General features: G+C 32.2%; 16 protein-coding genes, 1 tRNA gene and 1 pseudogene. 7 read left to right on the top strand and 11 right to left on the bottom strand.

All coding sequences use genetic code 11. The features are described 5' to 3' along the window. The first annotated feature begins 6 nt into the window (after window positions 1-6). From OB7_RS03280 to mnmE, 6 genes are all read left to right on the top strand, one after another. On the top strand, window positions 7-1,134 hold the full coding sequence (locus OB7_RS03280; RefSeq protein WP_114702519.1) for a CD0519/CD1768 family membrane protein: 1,128 nt from the start codon (window positions 7-9) through the stop codon (window positions 1,132-1,134). A 124-nt stretch (window positions 1,135-1,258) separates the two neighbouring features. Continuing rightward, window positions 1,259-2,422 carry a type III PLP-dependent enzyme gene (locus OB7_RS03275; protein WP_114702518.1) on the top strand — a complete coding sequence of 388 codons (1,164 nt, stop codon included), beginning with the start codon at window positions 1,259-1,261 and terminating at the stop codon, window positions 2,420-2,422. A gap of 41 nt (window positions 2,423-2,463) precedes the next feature. Further along, window positions 2,464-2,550, top strand: a tRNA-Leu gene (locus OB7_RS03270). Window positions 2,551-2,605: 55 nt separating this feature from the next. After that, entirely contained in the window at window positions 2,606-3,322 is a 717-nt protein-coding gene (locus OB7_RS03265) for a WecB/TagA/CpsF family glycosyltransferase (protein WP_004102496.1), read from the top strand. Further along, on the top strand, window positions 3,319-3,957 hold the full coding sequence (rsmG, locus tag OB7_RS03260; RefSeq protein ID WP_004102498.1) for a 16S rRNA (guanine(527)-N(7))-methyltransferase RsmG: 639 nt from the start codon (window positions 3,319-3,321) through the stop codon (window positions 3,955-3,957). Before OB7_RS03265 ends, rsmG begins: the two co-directional genes overlap by 4 nt. 14 nt (window positions 3,958-3,971) lie before the next feature. Further along, window positions 3,972-5,297, top strand: coding sequence for a tRNA uridine-5-carboxymethylaminomethyl(34) synthesis GTPase MnmE (mnmE, locus tag OB7_RS03255; RefSeq protein WP_114702517.1), 1,326 nt, complete (start codon window positions 3,972-3,974; stop codon window positions 5,295-5,297). Window positions 5,298-5,551: 254 nt separating this feature from the next. On the opposite strand, the gene OB7_RS03250 is transcribed toward mnmE, so the two are convergent. Beyond that, entirely contained in the window at window positions 5,552-6,226 is a 675-nt protein-coding gene (locus tag OB7_RS03250) for a TIGR00266 family protein (protein ID WP_114702516.1), read from the bottom strand. A 66-nt stretch (window positions 6,227-6,292) separates the two neighbouring features. On the opposite strand from OB7_RS03250, the gene OB7_RS03245 reads away from it, so the two are divergent. Beyond that, complete coding sequence (locus tag OB7_RS03245) at window positions 6,293-7,069, top strand: glucosaminidase domain-containing protein (protein WP_004102506.1); 777 nt, start codon at window positions 6,293-6,295, stop codon at window positions 7,067-7,069. Here OB7_RS03245 and OB7_RS03240 read toward each other — a convergent pair. The 10 genes and pseudogenes from OB7_RS03240 to OB7_RS03195 all read right to left on the bottom strand — a co-directional run bounded on the left by OB7_RS03240 (window position 7,064) and on the right by OB7_RS03195 (window position 17,456). Continuing rightward, the gene (locus tag OB7_RS03240; protein ID WP_114702515.1) at window positions 7,064-8,371 is read right to left on the bottom strand and encodes a nucleotide sugar dehydrogenase; all 1,308 of its coding nucleotides are present in this window, start codon (window positions 8,369-8,371) and stop codon (window positions 7,064-7,066) included. The two genes, OB7_RS03245 and OB7_RS03240, sit on opposite strands and share 6 nt — an antisense overlap. Window positions 8,372-8,501: 130 nt before the next feature. Next, window positions 8,502-9,005: a ferritin-like domain-containing protein gene (locus OB7_RS03235; RefSeq protein ID WP_004102509.1), complete on the bottom strand. Its 504-nt coding sequence runs from the start codon at window positions 9,003-9,005 to the stop codon at window positions 8,502-8,504. Further along, on the bottom strand, window positions 9,005-10,855 hold the full coding sequence (locus tag OB7_RS03230; RefSeq protein WP_004102510.1) for an FAD-dependent oxidoreductase: 1,851 nt from the start codon (window positions 10,853-10,855) through the stop codon (window positions 9,005-9,007). Before OB7_RS03230 ends, OB7_RS03235 begins: the two co-directional genes overlap by 1 nt. A gap of 12 nt (window positions 10,856-10,867) precedes the next feature. Then, complete coding sequence (locus OB7_RS03225; RefSeq protein ID WP_004102511.1) at window positions 10,868-11,971, bottom strand: NADH-quinone oxidoreductase subunit D; 1,104 nt, start codon at window positions 11,969-11,971, stop codon at window positions 10,868-10,870. Beyond that, window positions 11,964-12,493: pseudogene (locus OB7_RS03220) on the bottom strand (NADH-quinone oxidoreductase subunit C). Before OB7_RS03220 ends, OB7_RS03225 begins: the two are co-directional and overlap by 8 nt. Further along, the gene (locus tag OB7_RS03215) at window positions 12,474-13,016 is read right to left on the bottom strand and encodes a NuoB/complex I 20 kDa subunit family protein (RefSeq protein ID WP_114702514.1); all 543 of its coding nucleotides are present in this window, start codon (window positions 13,014-13,016) and stop codon (window positions 12,474-12,476) included. Before OB7_RS03215 ends, OB7_RS03220 begins: the two are co-directional and overlap by 20 nt. Window positions 13,017-13,029: 13 nt before the next feature. After that, window positions 13,030-13,917 (bottom strand): respiratory chain complex I subunit 1 family protein, encoded by an 888-nt coding sequence (locus OB7_RS03210; protein ID WP_114702513.1) that lies wholly within the window; start codon window positions 13,915-13,917, stop codon window positions 13,030-13,032. A 3-nt stretch (window positions 13,918-13,920) separates the two neighbouring features. Beyond that, on the bottom strand, window positions 13,921-15,765 hold the full coding sequence (locus tag OB7_RS03205; protein ID WP_114702512.1) for a proton-conducting transporter transmembrane domain-containing protein: 1,845 nt from the start codon (window positions 15,763-15,765) through the stop codon (window positions 13,921-13,923). Further along, the gene (locus OB7_RS03200; RefSeq protein ID WP_114702511.1) at window positions 15,766-17,118 is read right to left on the bottom strand and encodes a complex I subunit 5 family protein; all 1,353 of its coding nucleotides are present in this window, start codon (window positions 17,116-17,118) and stop codon (window positions 15,766-15,768) included. Next, complete coding sequence (locus tag OB7_RS03195; protein WP_004102527.1) at window positions 17,115-17,456, bottom strand: sodium:proton antiporter; 342 nt, start codon at window positions 17,454-17,456, stop codon at window positions 17,115-17,117. Before OB7_RS03195 ends, OB7_RS03200 begins: the two co-directional genes overlap by 4 nt. Window position 17,457 lies beyond the last annotated feature (1 nt).

Raw genomic sequence — 17,457 nt, 5'->3', positions numbered from 1 at the left:
GTATTTGTGAAAAAATCCTATTTTGAAGCTTTTCTTTTTCTAATATTATTGATACTTGTCTTTTTATTTGTAAACTCCTATATGGGAGTTTCTAATTTTTTTAAGACACTAATGCTAACAGCCCATGACTTATTATTAAATACCGTATTTTTTATTATGGCAGTAGCAGTTATTACTGGGGCTTTTTCAGGTCTTTTGTTTGAATTCAAGGTTGCTGATTTGATAGATGTAATTTTAAGACCGTTTATGAAACCTCTCTATAACCTTCCTGGTGTTTCTGTGATGGGAATAATTGCAACTTACTTTTCAGATAATCCAGCTATTATTGCTCTTGCAAAGGACAAAAGGTTTATGAAAAACTTTGCAAAGTGGCAAGAACCTTTGCTGTGCAATTTGGGAACTTCCTTTGGTATGGGATTAATAGTTTCAACTTTTATGATTGCTCAAGGTAGTAAAATGGGATATAATCTAGTTCCTGCGGTGTTTATTGGAAATTTGGGAGCAATTTTTGGAAGTATTGTTAGTGTAAGAATTTTTTCAAGTTTTACAAAGAAAAAATTGGGAGACTATGATGATTCAGAAGAAATAGTAAATGTTGAATATGAGGATAAAAATAGTTATGGCAGTTTTACAGAGAGACTTTTAACTGCGTTACTTGATGGAGGGAAAAAGGGTGTTGATATTGGATTAGGTATCATTCCTGGAGTACTAGTAATTAGCACTTTTGTAATGATGATAACTTTTGGGCCAAAAGATCCAACAGTAGGATACCAGGGTCTTGCATATGAAGGTATCCCAATATTACCTTATTTGGGTGAAAAAATATTCTTCATTTTAAAGTGGTTGTTTGGTTTTTCCAATCCTGAATTGATTGCTTTTCCTTTAACTTCATTGGGTTCAACCGGTGCCGCGCTTGCATTAATCCCAAAGTTTATTGATTTGAATATTATTACGCCGAATGATATAGCAGTCTTTACAGCTATGGGAATGACTTGGAGTGGATATTTGAGTACTCATATTGCTATGATGGATGAACTTGGGTATAGATTTTTGACAGGAAAAGCAATTTTGTCACATACAATTGGAGGACTTGCAGCTGGTGTTTTTTCACATTTTATTTATATGTTATTATAACCTCCCCGCTCTGTATTTCATAATTGTAACATGTTGTAGTAAAAAATTAATAATATGTATGTTTTAATGTAGCATAAATTAGTTTATTATTGTTTTAGATTTTTTACTGAAGGGAGTGGGGAGAATGGACAAAAAAATTCTCAACAAAAAATTGAAAGCATTGGCAGAAAAGCATGGAACTCCTATATTAGTAATGGATTTGGAAGTAGTAAGAGATAACTACAAAAGACTTGTAGAAAATGTAAAAAATTCAAAGATTTATTATGCTGTTAAGGCCAACTCCCATATTGAAATTTTAAAACTTTTAAGAGATTTGGGAAGCTATTTTGATGTAGCTTCAAGACCAGAGATCGAAAAGCTTTTAAGTATAGGTGTAGAACCAGAGAGAATGAGTTTTGGGAATACAATAAAGAAATCTTCAGATATAGCGTTTGCATATGAAAAAGGAATTAAAATGTTTGCAGTTGACAGTGAAATGGAGATAGAAAAGATAGCTAAAAATGCCCCAGGTTCGGATATATATGTTAGAATTAGCACCAATGGAATGGAAGATGATGCAGATTGGCCTTTAACTAAAAAATTTGGAACAAGTGTTGATCACGCCATTTCATTGGTAAAATATGCGTACTCATTGGGACTTAATCCAATTGGTGTGAGTTTTCATGTAGGATCACAAAATTATAATCCGGAAAATTGGAGAGTTGCAATTAGGGAAGTTTCTGTAGTATTTGAAGAGGCAAGAAGAATGGGAATTGAAATGAAAATGGTAAATACTGGTGGGGGAATGCCAGTAAAATATTCAAAAAATATTCCAACAGTTGAAGAGATTTCTGCAGTTATAAATGAGGCAATAGCAGATTATATTGGGGAAGATGTAACAGTAATATTGGAACCAGGACGTTCAATGGTAGGTAACGCTGGTACAATGATAACGAGTGTAATCTTAAGGAGTCAAAAAGGGGAAGAAAAATGGATTTATACTGATGCAGGTGTATTTCATGGTCTTACTGAGACTATACAGAATATAAGATATGAAGTTGAAGTTATTGGAAAAGAAGATGAAGAAAAGGAAAAATTTGTTCTTGCAGGTCCAACATGTGATAGCGTTGATGTAATGTATTATGATATTAATTTACCGAAAACAACAACAATGGATGATTTAGTTGTATTATATAACACAGGAGCGTACACTACTGAATACGGTACAAAATTCAATGGTATTCCTTCTCCTAAGATAATCTTTGAAAGTTCAATATTCGTAAAGCAAGAATTGTATGAAGAAGTATAGTTTGCTTAAATTTTATGTGATATAATATAATTGTGTAACATGCCGAGGTGGCGGAACTGGCAGACGCGCATGACTCAGGATCATGTGGAGTTTTCTCCGTGCGGGTTCAAGTCCCGCCCTCGGCACCAGTCCCGGTAATATCCGGGAATTTTTTGTATTAGAAAAGTAAGAAAGGTGGAGAAAGTGGATATTGTAAACTTCTCGCAGTTAAAGATCACAGTTGGATTTGAAAATGAAATAAGAGAAGAAATTGTAAAGAGTATAATTTCTAATGAAAAAACTTTTATAGTAACTTTGAATGCTTCTATTTTATTGAGAGCGTTGAAGGATGGGTATTATAGAAACGTTGTAAATAATGCTACATATATTATTCCCGATGGTTCTGGAATAGTATGGGCCTTAAAAAGGAATAGAAACATTTTAACTGATAGAATTACAGGTATAGACACAATGTTATATCTATGTGAAAAGTCTAAAGAGTATAACTGGAAGGTTTATCTTTTAGGTGCAAAACCAAAAGTTATTGAGGAAGCGGCCAAAAAGCTAAAAAATAATGGTGTAAATGTCGTTGGCTTTCATCATGGTTATTTTCCTTTTGATGATAAAAGTGTTTCTGAGGAAATAGAGCGTTTAAAACCTGACTTAGTTTTTGTTGGTATGGGAGTTCCAAGGCAGGAAGAATGGATTTTTAATAACATTTCATTACCTTTTAAATTTGCAATGGGTGTAGGTGGAAGTTTTGATGTAATTTCTGGACTAAAAAAACGTGCACCACTGATTTTTCAAAAAATGAAATTAGAATGGTTTTATAGATGGCTGCAGTCTCCGATAAAAAAAAGGCATGTGCCTTTCGAAATAATTAAATATACATATTTAGTGTTAAGAGGTAAGATAAGATGAATTTTGAAAAGAAGCAAGTTATTTTAAAGTACTTAAAAGAAATTATAAACGCACCGTTAAATCTTACCGCTATAAAGGAACTAGAACTAGCCTACCAATTATTAGCCATGGATAGTTTAATTCCTCTAAGAGAAAATGATGTGGGGAATAATTTTTTAGATGTTGGAACTGGAGGAGGCGTTCCAGGAGTTTTTATTGGAATTATGTTTGAAAATTCTCGTGGCTTATTAGTTGATTCTTCGAGAAAAAAGATAGATTTTGTTAGAGAGGTTTGTAATAAATTAAATTTGAATAATCTAGAATTTTTAAATGCAAGAATTGAAGAAAAGAAAGATTTGATTGAAAAATTTGATTCGGTTTTTTCAAGAGCTGTTGCAGAATTAAGAGTAATTTTGGAATTGACGGTTCCCTTTTCAAAAGTTGGTGGAAAAATTTTTCTTTACAAGGGGAAAAATTATAAAGAGGAGTTAGATAATGCACAAAATGCTATAAAAGAGCTAAACGTAAAACTTAGAGAGATAAGAGAGTATAATATTCTTGAAAAAGAAAGAGTGTTACTTGTTTTTGAAAAAGCAAAAGAAAATGATCCTAAATATCCAAGAAGATTTAATAAAATTTTGAAACAACCTTTGTGAGGAGGGATTAAGATTTGTTTGACACGATCGCGGCAATATCCAGCCCTTTAGGAACAGGTGCTATTTCAGTTGTAAGAATTGATGGACCTAAGAGTCATGATATTGCAAAAAAGTTGGTAAAAATTTCTAATGTTGATTATAGAAGAGTTTATCATGCTTTTATGGAATTTGAAGGTCAAATAGTAGATGAGGTAAATATTGTTTTTTATAAATCTCCAAATAGTTATACAGGTAACGACTTAGTTGAAATATATGGTCATGGAGGAATACTGGTTACAAGAAAAGTTCTTGAAGCAGTGTTGAAGAGTGGGGCAAGGCTTGCTGAGAGGGGAGAATTTACAAAGAGAGCATTTTTAAATGGTAAAATTTCACTTGTTCAAGCAGAGTCAATATATCAAATAATAGAAGCAAAGAGTGAAATATCTTTAAAACTTTCTTTTGAGAATTTAAAAGGGAAGTTATCAGAAGAAATAGAAAATTATCGCTCAAGATTATTAAATATACTTGCAGAGATAGAAGTTTCTATAGACTATCCAGATGATATGGAAGTTGATTTTGATAATATTTTCAATTTATTGTCTAAAATAGATCAAGAATTATCTTTAAAAATTGAGAATAGCAAGAAAGCATTAACCTTGAATAAAGGTATAGTTATGGCGATAGTGGGAAAGCCAAATTCAGGGAAGTCTACCTTGCTAAATAAGCTATTGGAAGAAGATAGAGCAATAGTTACGGATATTCCAGGTACAACAAGGGATGTTATTAAAGGCGAAATAGATATTAACGGAATCCATTTTGTTATTGTTGATACTGCAGGTATAAGAGAAACAGATGATATTGTTGAAAGTATAGGCATCCAGAAAAGTATTAAAGAACTTGAAAAGGCTGATATTGTTCTTTTTGTTTTGGATGCAACAACAGGTTTTACAAAGGAAGATGAGTATATTTTTGAGAAGGTAAAAAAATTAAACTATATACCTGTATGGAACAAGTGCGATATTGGTGATAATTTTAATATGGAGTTTAGAGATGCAGTAAAAATAAGTGCTTTAACGGGAGAAAGTTTTAAATCTTTAGAGTCTATGATATTATCAAAGGTTTCTGATATCATAGAATCTGGTGAGAGCTCTCATATAATAACACAAAGACAGCTCGAAGTTTTGGAGAGAGTAAAAAGAAATGTTGAAAGTGCTATTTTTAATTTAAAAAGTGGATATGAAGTTGATGTTGTATCTATTGATATAAGAAAAGCTTTGGAAGAATTAGATGTATTAATAGGGAAAAGATTTTCCGATGATTTACTTGATACAATTTTCTCCAACTTTTGTGTTGGTAAATAAAAAAAACACGGGCCTTTTTCTTGGCCCGCTCAAAGCTGTGGGGGGTGTATCTCAAGGGGGATAGGGGGGTTTCTCTAATTAATATACTACATCATTTATGTTACAAAGTTAGTCTTGCCAAAGTTTCTGTTACGAACCATTTATGTTAACAAAGAATTACACACTACCTTCTTAGCAATTATAAAAACCACTTTTTACTTTTTCTACTATTTTGACTGAAGAAAAATTTCAATGGTTCAAAAAAAAGATTATTTTTACTTACTTGCGGTATCTCTAGGTATAAGATTTCTAATCCAGTTAATGAATGCAGGAGAATTTCTTGTTTGTATATAAACTCTTCCTGGGCCAACAAGATCAACTACGAGACCTTCACCACCAAAAAGAGTTGATTTTATTCCGCCAAATGTTCTAACAGAATACTTTACTGTTTCATCAAACCCTACAATATGACCAGTATCAACAGTAATTGCCTCTCCAGGTTCAAGTTCTTTGTGATAAATTCCACCGAAGGCAGATATAGCGGCTTTTCCATATCCAGAAAGTTTTAATAAAAAGAATCCTTCACCGGAAAAGAAAGTTTTGAATCCGCCAAATTTTGTATCAATTGATATTGTTTCTTGGCTTGCAAGATATGAGGTAGATTGAAGGAAAAAACCATTTTTGATATCTATTACTTCAATATCACCTGGTAGGAGTGGGGCAAATGAAATTTTGCTTTTGCTATGTGAAATATACTTATTAAGAAAAAAGTGTTCTCCTCCTAAAAATGCTCTTTTTAAGGCTTTAAATATTCCTCCTGTAGATGTATTTACTTCAATATCTCCTTCCATTGAAACCATTGCGCCAGGTTCAGCTACAATGGTTTCACCAATTTCAAGTTCAACAAACAATATAGCGTATGAACCTCTAAAATCAGTCTTAAAAAGCATTTAACCCCTCCTTTAGGTTTATTTATAAAATTTATGATAAAATTGGAATGAGAGGTGATAAGATAGATGAGAAAAATAACTTTTTCGGTTATAATTATAGCATTTTTGTTTTTAAACTTTTATACTATTGATTCAGAATTTGAGTATTTTCAATTTTTTGAATCAGAAATAAATGTAAAATTTGATGATTGGAAAGAATTAAAAAAATATTTTGAAAAGATAGGGTATTTTTCAATTAAAAATCCCCCTAATATTATTGTTAAATCATTGCCAAAAAACCTTTCTGAAGCTCCAGTTGCTGAAAAAAAGGAATTATTTGTAAAAATAATGATCCCATTAATTCGAAAGGTTAATCAAGAAATTCTTATGGAAAGAAAGGAAATCTTAAAAGCAAAGGAAAATGGTGATTTAAAAGTTTTAGAGTTTTATATGAAAAAATATGACGCAAATGATTATGATGAGCTATTATTAAAAGTAAATGCTATTCCTGAGGACATAGCACTTGCACAGGCTGCCGTTGAATCTGCTTGGGGAACAAGTAGATTTGCTATTGAAGCGAATAATATTTTTGGAGAGTGGACTTTTACACCAGGAACTGGTATTGTTCCAAATGATAGACCAGATGGTGAAATTTACGAAGTGGAATATTTTAAAAGTCTTTTGGATTCTATGAGAAGCTATGCTTTGAATTTAAACAAATTACCATATTATGAAGATTTTAGACTTATAAGGGCCGGAATAAAAAAAGGCCATCCAGCTGATGGCCTTATCAATTATTCACAAATGAGAGAGAAATATGTTGAGATAATTAAGACTGTCATTAAAAATTTACCAAGGTTATAAAACATATATATTTTCTCTGTTTTTAAAGTTTTTTAAAACATTTTTGGTGTCAAAAACAAATGGTAAATTTTCTATTATATATTCATAATCTATTCCAATTGTATGAGCAGTTGTTATAATTGCTCCGTCAAATTTTTTAAGGACTTCTTTATCAAGATCTATGGATTTGTAACTTTTTCCGTTTAGAGAAAATTCTGGTATAAATGGATCAAAATAATATACCTCTGCTTTTTTTCTTTCTAATATTTCTATTACTTTTAATGCGGGGCTTTCTCTCATGTCATCTATATTTCCTTTGTATGCAACTCCTAGGACTAATATTTTACTACCATTAAAAGGTTTTTTAAATTCATTTAAAATATCGCCGAGTCTTTGGACAACATAATAAGGCATTTCATCTGCAACTTGACCTGCCTGTTCCACAAGCATTAAATGAAGATCGTATTCTCTTGCTTTGTAAGATAGGTAAAATGGGTCGATAGGAATACAATGTCCACCTATACCTGGGCCTGGATAAAATGGCATATAACCAAATGGTTTAGTTGAAGCTGCATCTATTACTTCCCAAATATTAACATTCATTTTTTCAGCAACTTTTGTCATCTCTTGAACTAATGCAATATTTACTAATCTAAAAGTGTTTTCAAGAATCTTAGACATTTCAGCGGTTTTAGGAGAGCTTACTGGGAATATCGGAGCATCGAGCACATTTTCATACAATGCTTTTGCGTATTTTGTACATTCACTGGTTACTCCACCAACTACCTTTGGAGTATTTCTCGTTTTATATCTTATGTTTCCTGGATCAACTCTTTCAGGACTAAATGCAAGGTAAAAATCTTTACCTACCTCAAGTCCAGATTTAAGGAGTATAGGTAAGACAACTTCTTCAGTGGTTCCAGGATAAGTTGTACTCTCTAAAATTATTAACTGTTCACGATGGAGCCTTTTAGAAATATCTTCGGCAGTTTGAATAATGTATGAAAGATCTGGCTGTTTAAATTTATCAAGTGGTGTGGGAACACAAATACTTATTACATCACAATTTTCAAGTTCTTCAAAATTGGTAGTGGCTCTAAGCCTTTTTTCATTTACAAGTTGTTTTAATTCTTCATTATTAACATCTCCAATATAATTTTTCCCTTCATTAATCATATCTACTCTCTTTTGTTGTATATCAAATCCAATGACGTTGTATCCAGCTCTTGCCTTTTCAACTGCAAGTGGAAGTCCAACATATCCCATTCCCATTACACCAATAATAGCACTTTTGTTTAATATTTTTTCGTACAATTTTGACATACTCTCCCCTCCGTTCATTCAGTGAATGAATATTCTGACTAAATTATAACATTTTTATTTTTATAAATCAAGTAAAAAAATACCCCAAGGATGATATTTCACCCTTGGGGTATTTATATTTTTTTATAGATTAGAAAGGATAAAATCCAAGATCAAGTCTATTTTTTTCGTATATTTCTTCAATCATTTTTTTAACCAATTCTACATGGCCTTCTTCCCATGTTTTTAAGTTTTCTAGTATTTTTACCAATTGTTCATTTTCTAGCTCTCTAGCCCGTTTTGCAGCCTTATCATAGTAATTAACAAAATCTTTTTCAATTAAAAGAGCCATTCTTAGAATTGACAAATCTTTTATGTCATCTTCAGAAGGTGTTTTACTTATCTTCTGTGAAGTAAATCTTTCTTTGAAAAAATCTTTTGTAGTATCAACTGAAGCAGTAGGGATTTCGCCGTTTTCTTCAAGTGCTTTTCTAACCATTCTAATGTATTCAGTATGTTCTTTTTCCATGTTTTTTAGAAATTCGAGAACTTCTTTTGCAAGTGAATTCTTGATTTCTTCTTTTTTTGACATGTAAAATTTGTATCCTTCAATTTCAAAATTTTCAGCAAGTTTTAAAATGTCTTCAATTGACATTATTTCACCTCACTTCTTAAATATTCATCAATACCTTTTGCCGCCCAATAACCATCAGCAACGCCATGGATGATGTCAGGACCGTGAACAATATCACCACCAGCAAAAAGCCATTTAATTGATGTTTGCCTATATTCGTTTGTTACAATTCTTCCTCTTACAAATTCTAATTTTTCTTTTAATTCTTCGGGGAGGTAACTATAGTCAGGGGCTTGTCCTATTGCTTCAACTACCATATCTGCATCCAAAACCATTTTTTTATTTTCATCAAATTTTGGATTAAATCTTCGATTTTCATCAAATACCTCAAGACATTTTTTAAATTCAACACCTTTTACTTTATCATCTTCAATTATTATTCTTATTGGACCCCATCCAGGATAGAATTTCACACCTTCTTCTGCTCCTTCTTCAATTTCTTCCATGTCTGCTGGCATTTCTTCGTATGTTCTTTCTAAACTTGAAACTTTTACATCTACTTTACCATATTCCATCATTTGAAGCCTTGCCATTGATCTTGCAACGTCCATTGCAACATTACCGCCACCAATAACAACAAGGCTTTTTGGAATCTTTGGTTTTGGACCTTCACCTCTTAGAAAGTCTCTTATTTCTCTTAATAATGGCAGAGCTTGTATTACATCTTCATGCTCTGTTCCAGGAATATTGGTGCTTCTTCCAAGTGTAAAACCTGTTGAAACATAGACAGCATCGAATTTTTCTTTTAGTTCCATTAGAGGAATATCTTTTCCTACGCTAACGCCAACGTGAATTTTTACTCCAAGTGCTTGAATGAAAGCTATATCTTTATCTAAAGCTTCATCTGGTAATCTATAAGATGGTATACCATATCTCATAACACCTCCAGGCCTTGAAAGACTTTCAAATACTTCTACTTCGTATCCCATTGTTGCTAAAAAGTATGCAGCTGAAAGTCCTGCAGGTCCTGAACCTACAATTGCAACTTTTTTATTTCTAGGTTCGATCTTGTAATCAACAACGTTTTCATAACTTGAAATGTTGTCAACAATGTACCTTTTTAGCCATCTAATTGCAATTGCATCCCCTCTATTTCCAATTGAACATGCTTCTTCACACTTGTGAGTACATACTCTACCACACACTGAAGAAAATGGGTTTGCACCGAGCATATCTTGTTCTAAGTCACCTTTTAGCAATATATTTACTGCTTCTTTAAGATCGTCTTTCCAAATTGCTTTAATATATTCTGGAATTCTCATATGTTGAGGGCATCTGTCCGTACAAATTCCACACTCAACACATCTTGCAGCTTCATGCATAGCTTGTTCTTTGCTATATCCTTTAACATATTCAATAAACGATTTTGATCTTTCTTCTCCTTCAATCATTTCCATTTCAACTCTATCTAATTCTAATAACTCAGAATTTTCATCCCTAGTCCAGCCTACTGGCACCTCATCGACACCATGTATGCCTTTTTCAGTTGGAGCAAAAATGAAATCTTCAGGATCAGGAGATATATGGATATACTCTCTTGTCATTTTTAAAGAACTAGTAGTACATATGTCAACACACATGGCACAAAATGAACATCTTCCGTAATCAATAACTGGGCGTTGTGGTTTTTTACCATACTCTTGGGCTAATCCCTCTACTTCAACCATTCTAATTGCATCTGTAGGACATATTTTTGCACAAGTACCGCATCCAATACATTTTTCCCAATCATTTATGTGGAAACCTCTATATCTTTCTGCAGCTTCTCTTTTTACGTATGGAACTTTTATTGTAACTGGTTTTCTAAACATATATTTCCAAGCTTTTATTGGAGCAAAGAATTCTTTTTTAGGAGTTGTTTTATTTGTCATCACAGCACCTCCTTACCTGTCAACCTCAGGTGAACATACACCCATAGTATCAAGCCAGATTGGAACATCTTCTATTCTTGTTCCAGGTAAGTATTTTTCAATACCATATAGAGTTTGTGGGTATGAAGCTCCTCTAACAACAATTCTGTAAGGTTTTTCACCACCATCTGATACTACGTAATATCCATACTCACCTCTTGAAGCTTCTATATGAACGTATACAGAACCTTTTGGAACACGATATCTTAAAGCATTTCCTTCGCTAATTGGAACATTAATTTTTCCTTCAGGCATTTTTTCAAGACATTGCCTAATTATTCTAATACTTTGTGGGATTTCTTTGAATTTTAGATATACTCTTGAAAATGCATCTCCTTCTGTTGCAGTAGGAACTTCAAATTCCACTTTGTCATAGAAAAGATATGGATCAATTTTTCTAATATCATATGGAATACCAGTTGCTCTAAGCCCAATACCAGTAACTCCCATTTCAAAAGCTGTTTCTCTATCGAGTAAAGCAATTCCTTTAAGTCTTGTTTGGACAATTCGATTTTTAAATATTAAATTTTCAAATTCTGGAAGTCTGCTTTCCAGATAATCTAGGAATTTTACTATCATATCTTGTACTTTTGGAGTCATATCTTTTCTAACTCCACCTGGAATAATATACATATGATAAATACGTGCTCCAGTTAAATTTTCAAAAATATCTAGTATTCTGTCTCTGTCAGCAACACCCCAGTAAGGTCCGGTATATAATCCGATAGGGCCACCAATTCCTGCCATACTCATTAGATGTACGGCTATTCTAGCTAGTTCTAATACGATCATTCTTATCCATTGAGCCCTTTCAGGAACTTCAACATTTGCTAATTTTTCGACTGCTAAAGCATAAACAACTTCATTTATATCAGGTTCAGGAACACAAATTCTAGGTATAAGTGCAAGATTTTGGTACCAGAGTCTTCTTTCCATTAGTTTTTCAAATCCTCTATGAAGGAAGCCAGGCATTGGTCTAGCTCTTATTACCGTATCTCCTTCAACATACAAATGTACACTAAAGTTTCCATGCATTCCAGGATGATTAGGACCAAAAAAGAGTTTAACTTCACCCATTTATATCACCTCTTATAATCTTTGCTTCGTGAATAACGTCTTTTTTATATTCCTGTCCGGGAATTTCCTTTTAGAATATTCAAGAGGATCAAAATCCTTTCTTAGTGGTGGTTTATCATCCCAGTTTTCTAAGAATAAAGGTCTCATATCATCATTACCTTTAAAGCTAATTCCAAAGAATTCGTGAAGTTCTCTTTCATAAAATCTTGCAACTGGCCACATATGCTTAACAGTAACAAATTCGGCCTTGTCTCTATCTATTTTTGTTGAGACAATAATCTTTCCACCATCATTCCATGAGTAAAGTATGTATACTAATTCAAACATTTTTTCATCAATCCAATCTACAGCAGAAAGTAATGATAAATGGAAATATCCTTCACCTTTTAGTAAGGAAAGTGCTTGCAAAACACTCTCGGGCTTTAAGTTAATTTTTACTTCTCTTTCATCAATTTCAATCAACTCAAATTCACCAATTAAACTTTTTAGTTTTTCTAAAGCATTATTCATGGAATTCGTCATGTATAAACACCTCCCCGAGAGCTTGAATTTGATTTTTTTTGTACCACTCATAATTCTCTTTGTATTTTTTCCATCCATTTGCTTCTCCGTTTCTTATCATTTTCATTAACTCATTAAATGCATTTAGTAGAGCTTCTGGTCTTGGCATACATCCAGCAATATACAAGTCTACTGGAATGTAATTGTCTAATTTGTTGATTGTTGCATAAGAATCGTAATAAATACCTCCATTCAACGTACAGGAACCAAATCCAACAACATATTTTGGTTCAGACATCATTTCGTAAGTGTAAATTACCCTTCTCAAAGTTTTTGTACTTAAATAACCTGTAATAAATAATATATCTGCTTGTCTTGGGGTAGCCATTGGACCCATACCAAATCTTTCCATGTCAAACCTTGAAGTCATTGACGGAGGAAGTTCTATTGCTCCACAACCTGTACAATAATATAACATCCATAATGATTTACTTCGAAGCTGATCAGCTATTTTTTCCCAAATTCCTCTTTCATTTGTTTTCATTCAATAACACCTCCTAGAATACCCATCCTAATAATACGAACAATACTTGTACAAAAGCTAGAGATAAAGGAACTTTCCAATAAAATTTAACAACTTGTTCAATTCTAAATCTTGGTAATACGGCACTAATCATTGTAGCTAGAATCCAAACTATAGTAAATTTAATAAGGAATGTAAAATAATTACTTATTCCTAAGAAAATGTTTACAAACATTGAAATTTCTACAAAAATTGAAAATGTATGCATTAACATTAAAAATCCCATGTATTTTGCAGAAAGTTCAACCATAGGACCTGAAGCTATTTCTGCAGGTGCAATTGGTGTATCAAAAGGTTTTTTACCAAGCATTCCCATTAATGAAACAAAAGCTATAATACCACCAATAGGCATTTTTAGTAAAGTCCATTTGTCTGCTTGAGAGTACATTAAAGCTGAAACAGAAGATGTCTTGTAATAAAACATTACACCTGCTAAAACAACTAGATAAGGAACTTCGTATCCCATCATTTGTGTTAATGCCCTTGCAACACCGATACTTGCATTAGGGTTTCCGGAACCGACCATTCCCATTGCCATTCCGAGTGCACCTATAGCCCAAAGATAAAGAATGATAAATACGTTGTCTAATCCTGGAAATGCAATTAGATTTCCAAGTGGAACAAATGCTAATGTAGCAATTGTGCCGCCCAAAGCCATTAAAACTCCAAAATCGAAAATCCAACCGTGGGTAATTCCATGTTTTGAAAATGTTTTAAATAAATCAATAAAGTTTTGATACCAAGGAGGGCCGTATCTTCTTTGAATTCTTGCAATTACTTTTCTTGCAACCCCTTCTAGAGTTAAACCAACAAAAAATCCAGTAAATAATACTGCCATAACTTTTAATATTGTATTAATCATCAATTACCACCTCACCCAATATATTATGAGGATTATTATTGAAATCCAGAATACATAACCACTTGGTCCCGTCTTGTAAACTAAACCGGTTATAAAATCTCCCATAGATTTAAAGAAAGTGGATACCATTTCATAGAGTTTTTCGAATGATGGATGTTTATCATATAATCGTTCAATAAATCTATAAAAACCTGTTGCATAGTGATACAAGTCATAGTTGTATAGAAATTCTGCTCCTGTGTATTGATTTGTTAGTTCTACCTTTTTTGCTTTTGGGAATAATAGATATAGTACAAGTGCAATAATAAATCCAACAGCAAACATTATAAACACTGTTAAAGTATTCCATGAACCTAAAGGTGTTTTGATTATTATTCCAGAGTGTTCTAATGGTTTAATTCCAAGTTCTGTTTCAACAGAAACAATTAAGTCAAGTATTGGTTTTGGATAAACTCCCAATAAAACTGTTAAGGCAACCATTAACAACATAGGTAACAACATTATAAATGATCCTTCTTTTAAATTGTAATGTTTTTTCTTTAGTTGGCCCAAAAATACACCTGCAAGAGGCCTGAAAACGTATAAAAATGAACCTACACTTCCAATAAATGCAATTGCTGCGGTTATAAACATTCCTTTTCTAACTAGAGTATTAAAAATCATCCATTTTGAAATAAATCCGCTTGTTGGCGGAATTCCTGCAAGTGAAATAATTCCTACAAGATATGTTACAAAGGTCATAGGCATTCTCCAAATTAAACCGCCCATTTCATCAATTTTCGATGTACCTGTTCTTAGAATTACTAAAGCAAAAGACAAAAATACCATAACTGAAATTATAGCGTGATTGAAAACGTGGAAAAGTCCTCCTGCAAAACCTATACTATCAAGTGAGGCTAATCCAATTAGTATATATCCGCCGTTGGCAATCGAGGAGTATGCAATAAGCTGTTTCATATCATTTTGCCTAATAGCCATAAACGTTCCTAAAATTATAGAAATGTTACCAAGCCAAATTAATAAATAGTTTAAAGTTGGTATACCATGATAAAATTGTGGGAACAATTTCATTGTTGGAAATACTGCAAAGGATATTGCTAAAACATATGAGCCTAGTTTTGATAATTGACCAGAAAAAGCTGCAGTAAATGCATCTGGAGAACTACCATATGCTTTTCTGAGCCAGGTGTGAAGTGGGAAAATACCACTTTTTACTATACCTGCTGAAGAGATGAATAGTATGATAAACCAAATGTATGATGTGGAACTTTCATTAGATAACTTATTTATTACTCTGTCGAACGATATTACTCCATACCTGTTAAAAATCGAAAAAGTTGCAAAAAGATACATATAGCTTCCAATAGCACTCATAACTGCATAATTTATAGCAGCCTTTTTTGAATCTTTATTGCCCATAGGGATAATTAAAAATGATCCTAAAACTGCTATTTCCCAGAAAATATACAATGTTATTAAATCATTTGCAAAAAATACTCCAAGTGAGCCACCGGCCATTAACAAATAAAATGCATTAAAAGCTGCAGAATTTTTTGAATTAGATCTTATCCAATCAATTATAAAAAATGAAACAAAGGCCAATACTAAAAAACTAACAATTGCAAAAAACTTTCCTAAGTATGTTACTTTTAATGAACTTTCAATATCACCAAAAACATTAAACAACTTTTCTGTTTTTCCAACATTAACATTCCAAACATAGAATAATGCATATGAAGAAATGAGAAAGTTAAATATAGAACCTAAAACTTTGTTCGTTTTTGTTAAAAGATAACTAATTAAAGAACCAAACAGAAACACTAATATTAGATTTGTAATAGAAATCATTTACATCCCTCCCAGAACTGTAGTTACATAAGCTTTGTAATTCATTAAGCCGTTTGTTATATTTTCAGCAATTTTTAAATATGTATCTGGGAACAATCCAATGTATATTATGAATAACGATAATATTAAAGTGATTAGAACTATATTCCAAGGAATTTTTTCTGATTTTTCGTTATTTTCGTACCAAAGATGAATGTTCCATTTTAATAAGTAAGCCGCTTCAATAATAGTTGAGAATAGTAATGCTGCTGGTAAAATATAGTTTCCACTTTCGAATGAACTTTGTAAAATTAACAATTTACTTCTAAAGCCTGCAAATAATGGGAAACCAATCAAGGAAAAAGAAGCAATACTAAATGAAATTCCAGCAGTTTTGTTTTTCATAAAGCTGCCAACAACTGTTGCAGCTATTACGAATAAAATTATCTTTGCCGTTGCATCATTAAGGAGATGGAAATATCCAGCTTTTAATGAATCATAAGTGTTTAAAGAAATAACACTTAAAACTAAACCTGCTTGAGCAATAGATGAAAATGCCAAGGCTTTTAATAGTTTTTCTTGTTTAAATGCTGCAATTTCAGCTAAAATAAGAGTTAATAATCCAAAGATGTAAATTACATCAAGGAAATACCCATTAAATACAGTAATAAAAATTCTGCTTAATAAATAAATCATTGTAAATGTAACTCCAGTACCCAAAATTGCAGGAGTAAGCGGTGAACCTGAAGCGTAAACGTCTGGAACCCATCCAGCTAAAGGAAGTATTTTAGATTCAACAGCAAGTCCAATAAACAACATAAGTGCAACATAAGGTAGGAACGATTCTTTCATATTTAAAGAAATATCTGCAAAATTTAATGATCCAGTTCCTAAATATGAATATATTGCACCTAAGAGGTAAAAACCACCGGCAATACTTCCAACAATCAAATATTTATATGCTCCATAATAATTTTTCTTTGAAGAAGCAATAATATATGATGCAGCTGCTGTGATTTCCATAAATACAAATGAATTAAATATATCACCTGTTAATATTAGACCATTTGTAGAGGCTAATAAAATTAATAAGATTATTGATAGACCTTTATCCGTTATTTGAGGCATTAGGGAGATAAGTAAGAAAATAATATTAACGACTAATAAAGTATAAAAGCTTGCAGAGTCAAGTACTAATACTATTCCAAATGGAGCTTTCCAACCACCCATGGATTCTGCAGTATCAAGTGGAAGATTAAATAATAAAATGATGTTGGCTAATACGATAAATGGAAGAATATATTTTGATTTTTCTTTAAATGGTACAAATATGAAAGCAGAAATTAAGGGAATGGCAATTAATAAAGCTGTCATTTTCTCGCCTCCTTAACGGCGATTTCTTCAGTATCTAAAGTTCCATATTTTTCATATACTCTAATTAATAGAGAAGCACCTAATGCTAAAGTACCTACGCCTATAACAATTGCTGTAAGTACCAATGCTTGTGGGAGTGGATCAACAAAGTTAGCCGATTGTGTATATTTTGAATAAATTGGCACATCACTTCCTTCAATGTAACCAAGTGAAATTATAAGAATGTTAATTGCAGTATCAATTATTGTTAATGATACTAATGTTTTAAATAAGTTTTTTTGAGTCAGTATTCCATAAATTCCTACTCCTATTAATATAAAAGAGATATAATATACCATT

Source organism: Thermosipho africanus Ob7 (genome assembly GCF_003351105.1).
GTDB lineage: Bacteria > Thermotogota > Thermotogae > Thermotogales > Fervidobacteriaceae > Thermosipho > Thermosipho africanus.
The sequence above is the reverse complement of the archived record's forward strand: the minus strand, read 5'-3'. Positions and strand labels throughout refer to the sequence as shown.

Excerpts from the sequence above, each read along its gene's own strand:
- OB7_RS03250 (WP_114702516.1), bottom strand. The coding sequence starts at position 6,226 with ATGCTTTTTAAGACTGATTTTAGAGGTTCATACGCTATATTGTTTGTT.
- OB7_RS03210 (WP_114702513.1), bottom strand. The coding sequence starts at position 13,917 with ATGATTAATACAATATTAAAAGTTATGGCAGTATTATTTACTGGATTT.
- OB7_RS03240 (WP_114702515.1), bottom strand. The coding sequence starts at position 8,371 with ATGTCAAAATTGTACGAAAAAATATTAAACAAAAGTGCTATTATTGGT.
- OB7_RS03195 (WP_004102527.1), bottom strand. The coding sequence starts at position 17,456 with ATGGTATATTATATCTCTTTTATATTAATAGGAGTAGGAATTTATGGA.
- OB7_RS03245 (WP_004102506.1), top strand. The coding sequence starts at position 6,293 with ATGAGAAAAATAACTTTTTCGGTTATAATTATAGCATTTTTGTTTTTA.
- OB7_RS03235 (WP_004102509.1), bottom strand. The coding sequence starts at position 9,005 with ATGTCAATTGAAGACATTTTAAAACTTGCTGAAAATTTTGAAATTGAA.
- OB7_RS03230 (WP_004102510.1), bottom strand. The coding sequence starts at position 10,855 with ATGACAAATAAAACAACTCCTAAAAAAGAATTCTTTGCTCCAATAAAA.
- OB7_RS03225 (WP_004102511.1), bottom strand. The coding sequence starts at position 11,971 with ATGGGTGAAGTTAAACTCTTTTTTGGTCCTAATCATCCTGGAATGCAT.
- OB7_RS03275 (WP_114702518.1), top strand. The coding sequence starts at position 1,259 with ATGGACAAAAAAATTCTCAACAAAAAATTGAAAGCATTGGCAGAAAAG.
- OB7_RS03200 (WP_114702511.1), bottom strand. The coding sequence starts at position 17,118 with ATGACAGCTTTATTAATTGCCATTCCCTTAATTTCTGCTTTCATATTT.
- OB7_RS03205 (WP_114702512.1), bottom strand. The coding sequence starts at position 15,765 with ATGATTTCTATTACAAATCTAATATTAGTGTTTCTGTTTGGTTCTTTA.
- rsmG (WP_004102498.1), top strand. The coding sequence starts at position 3,319 with ATGAATTTTGAAAAGAAGCAAGTTATTTTAAAGTACTTAAAAGAAATT.
- OB7_RS03215 (WP_114702514.1), bottom strand. The coding sequence starts at position 13,016 with ATGAAAACAAATGAAAGAGGAATTTGGGAAAAAATAGCTGATCAGCTT.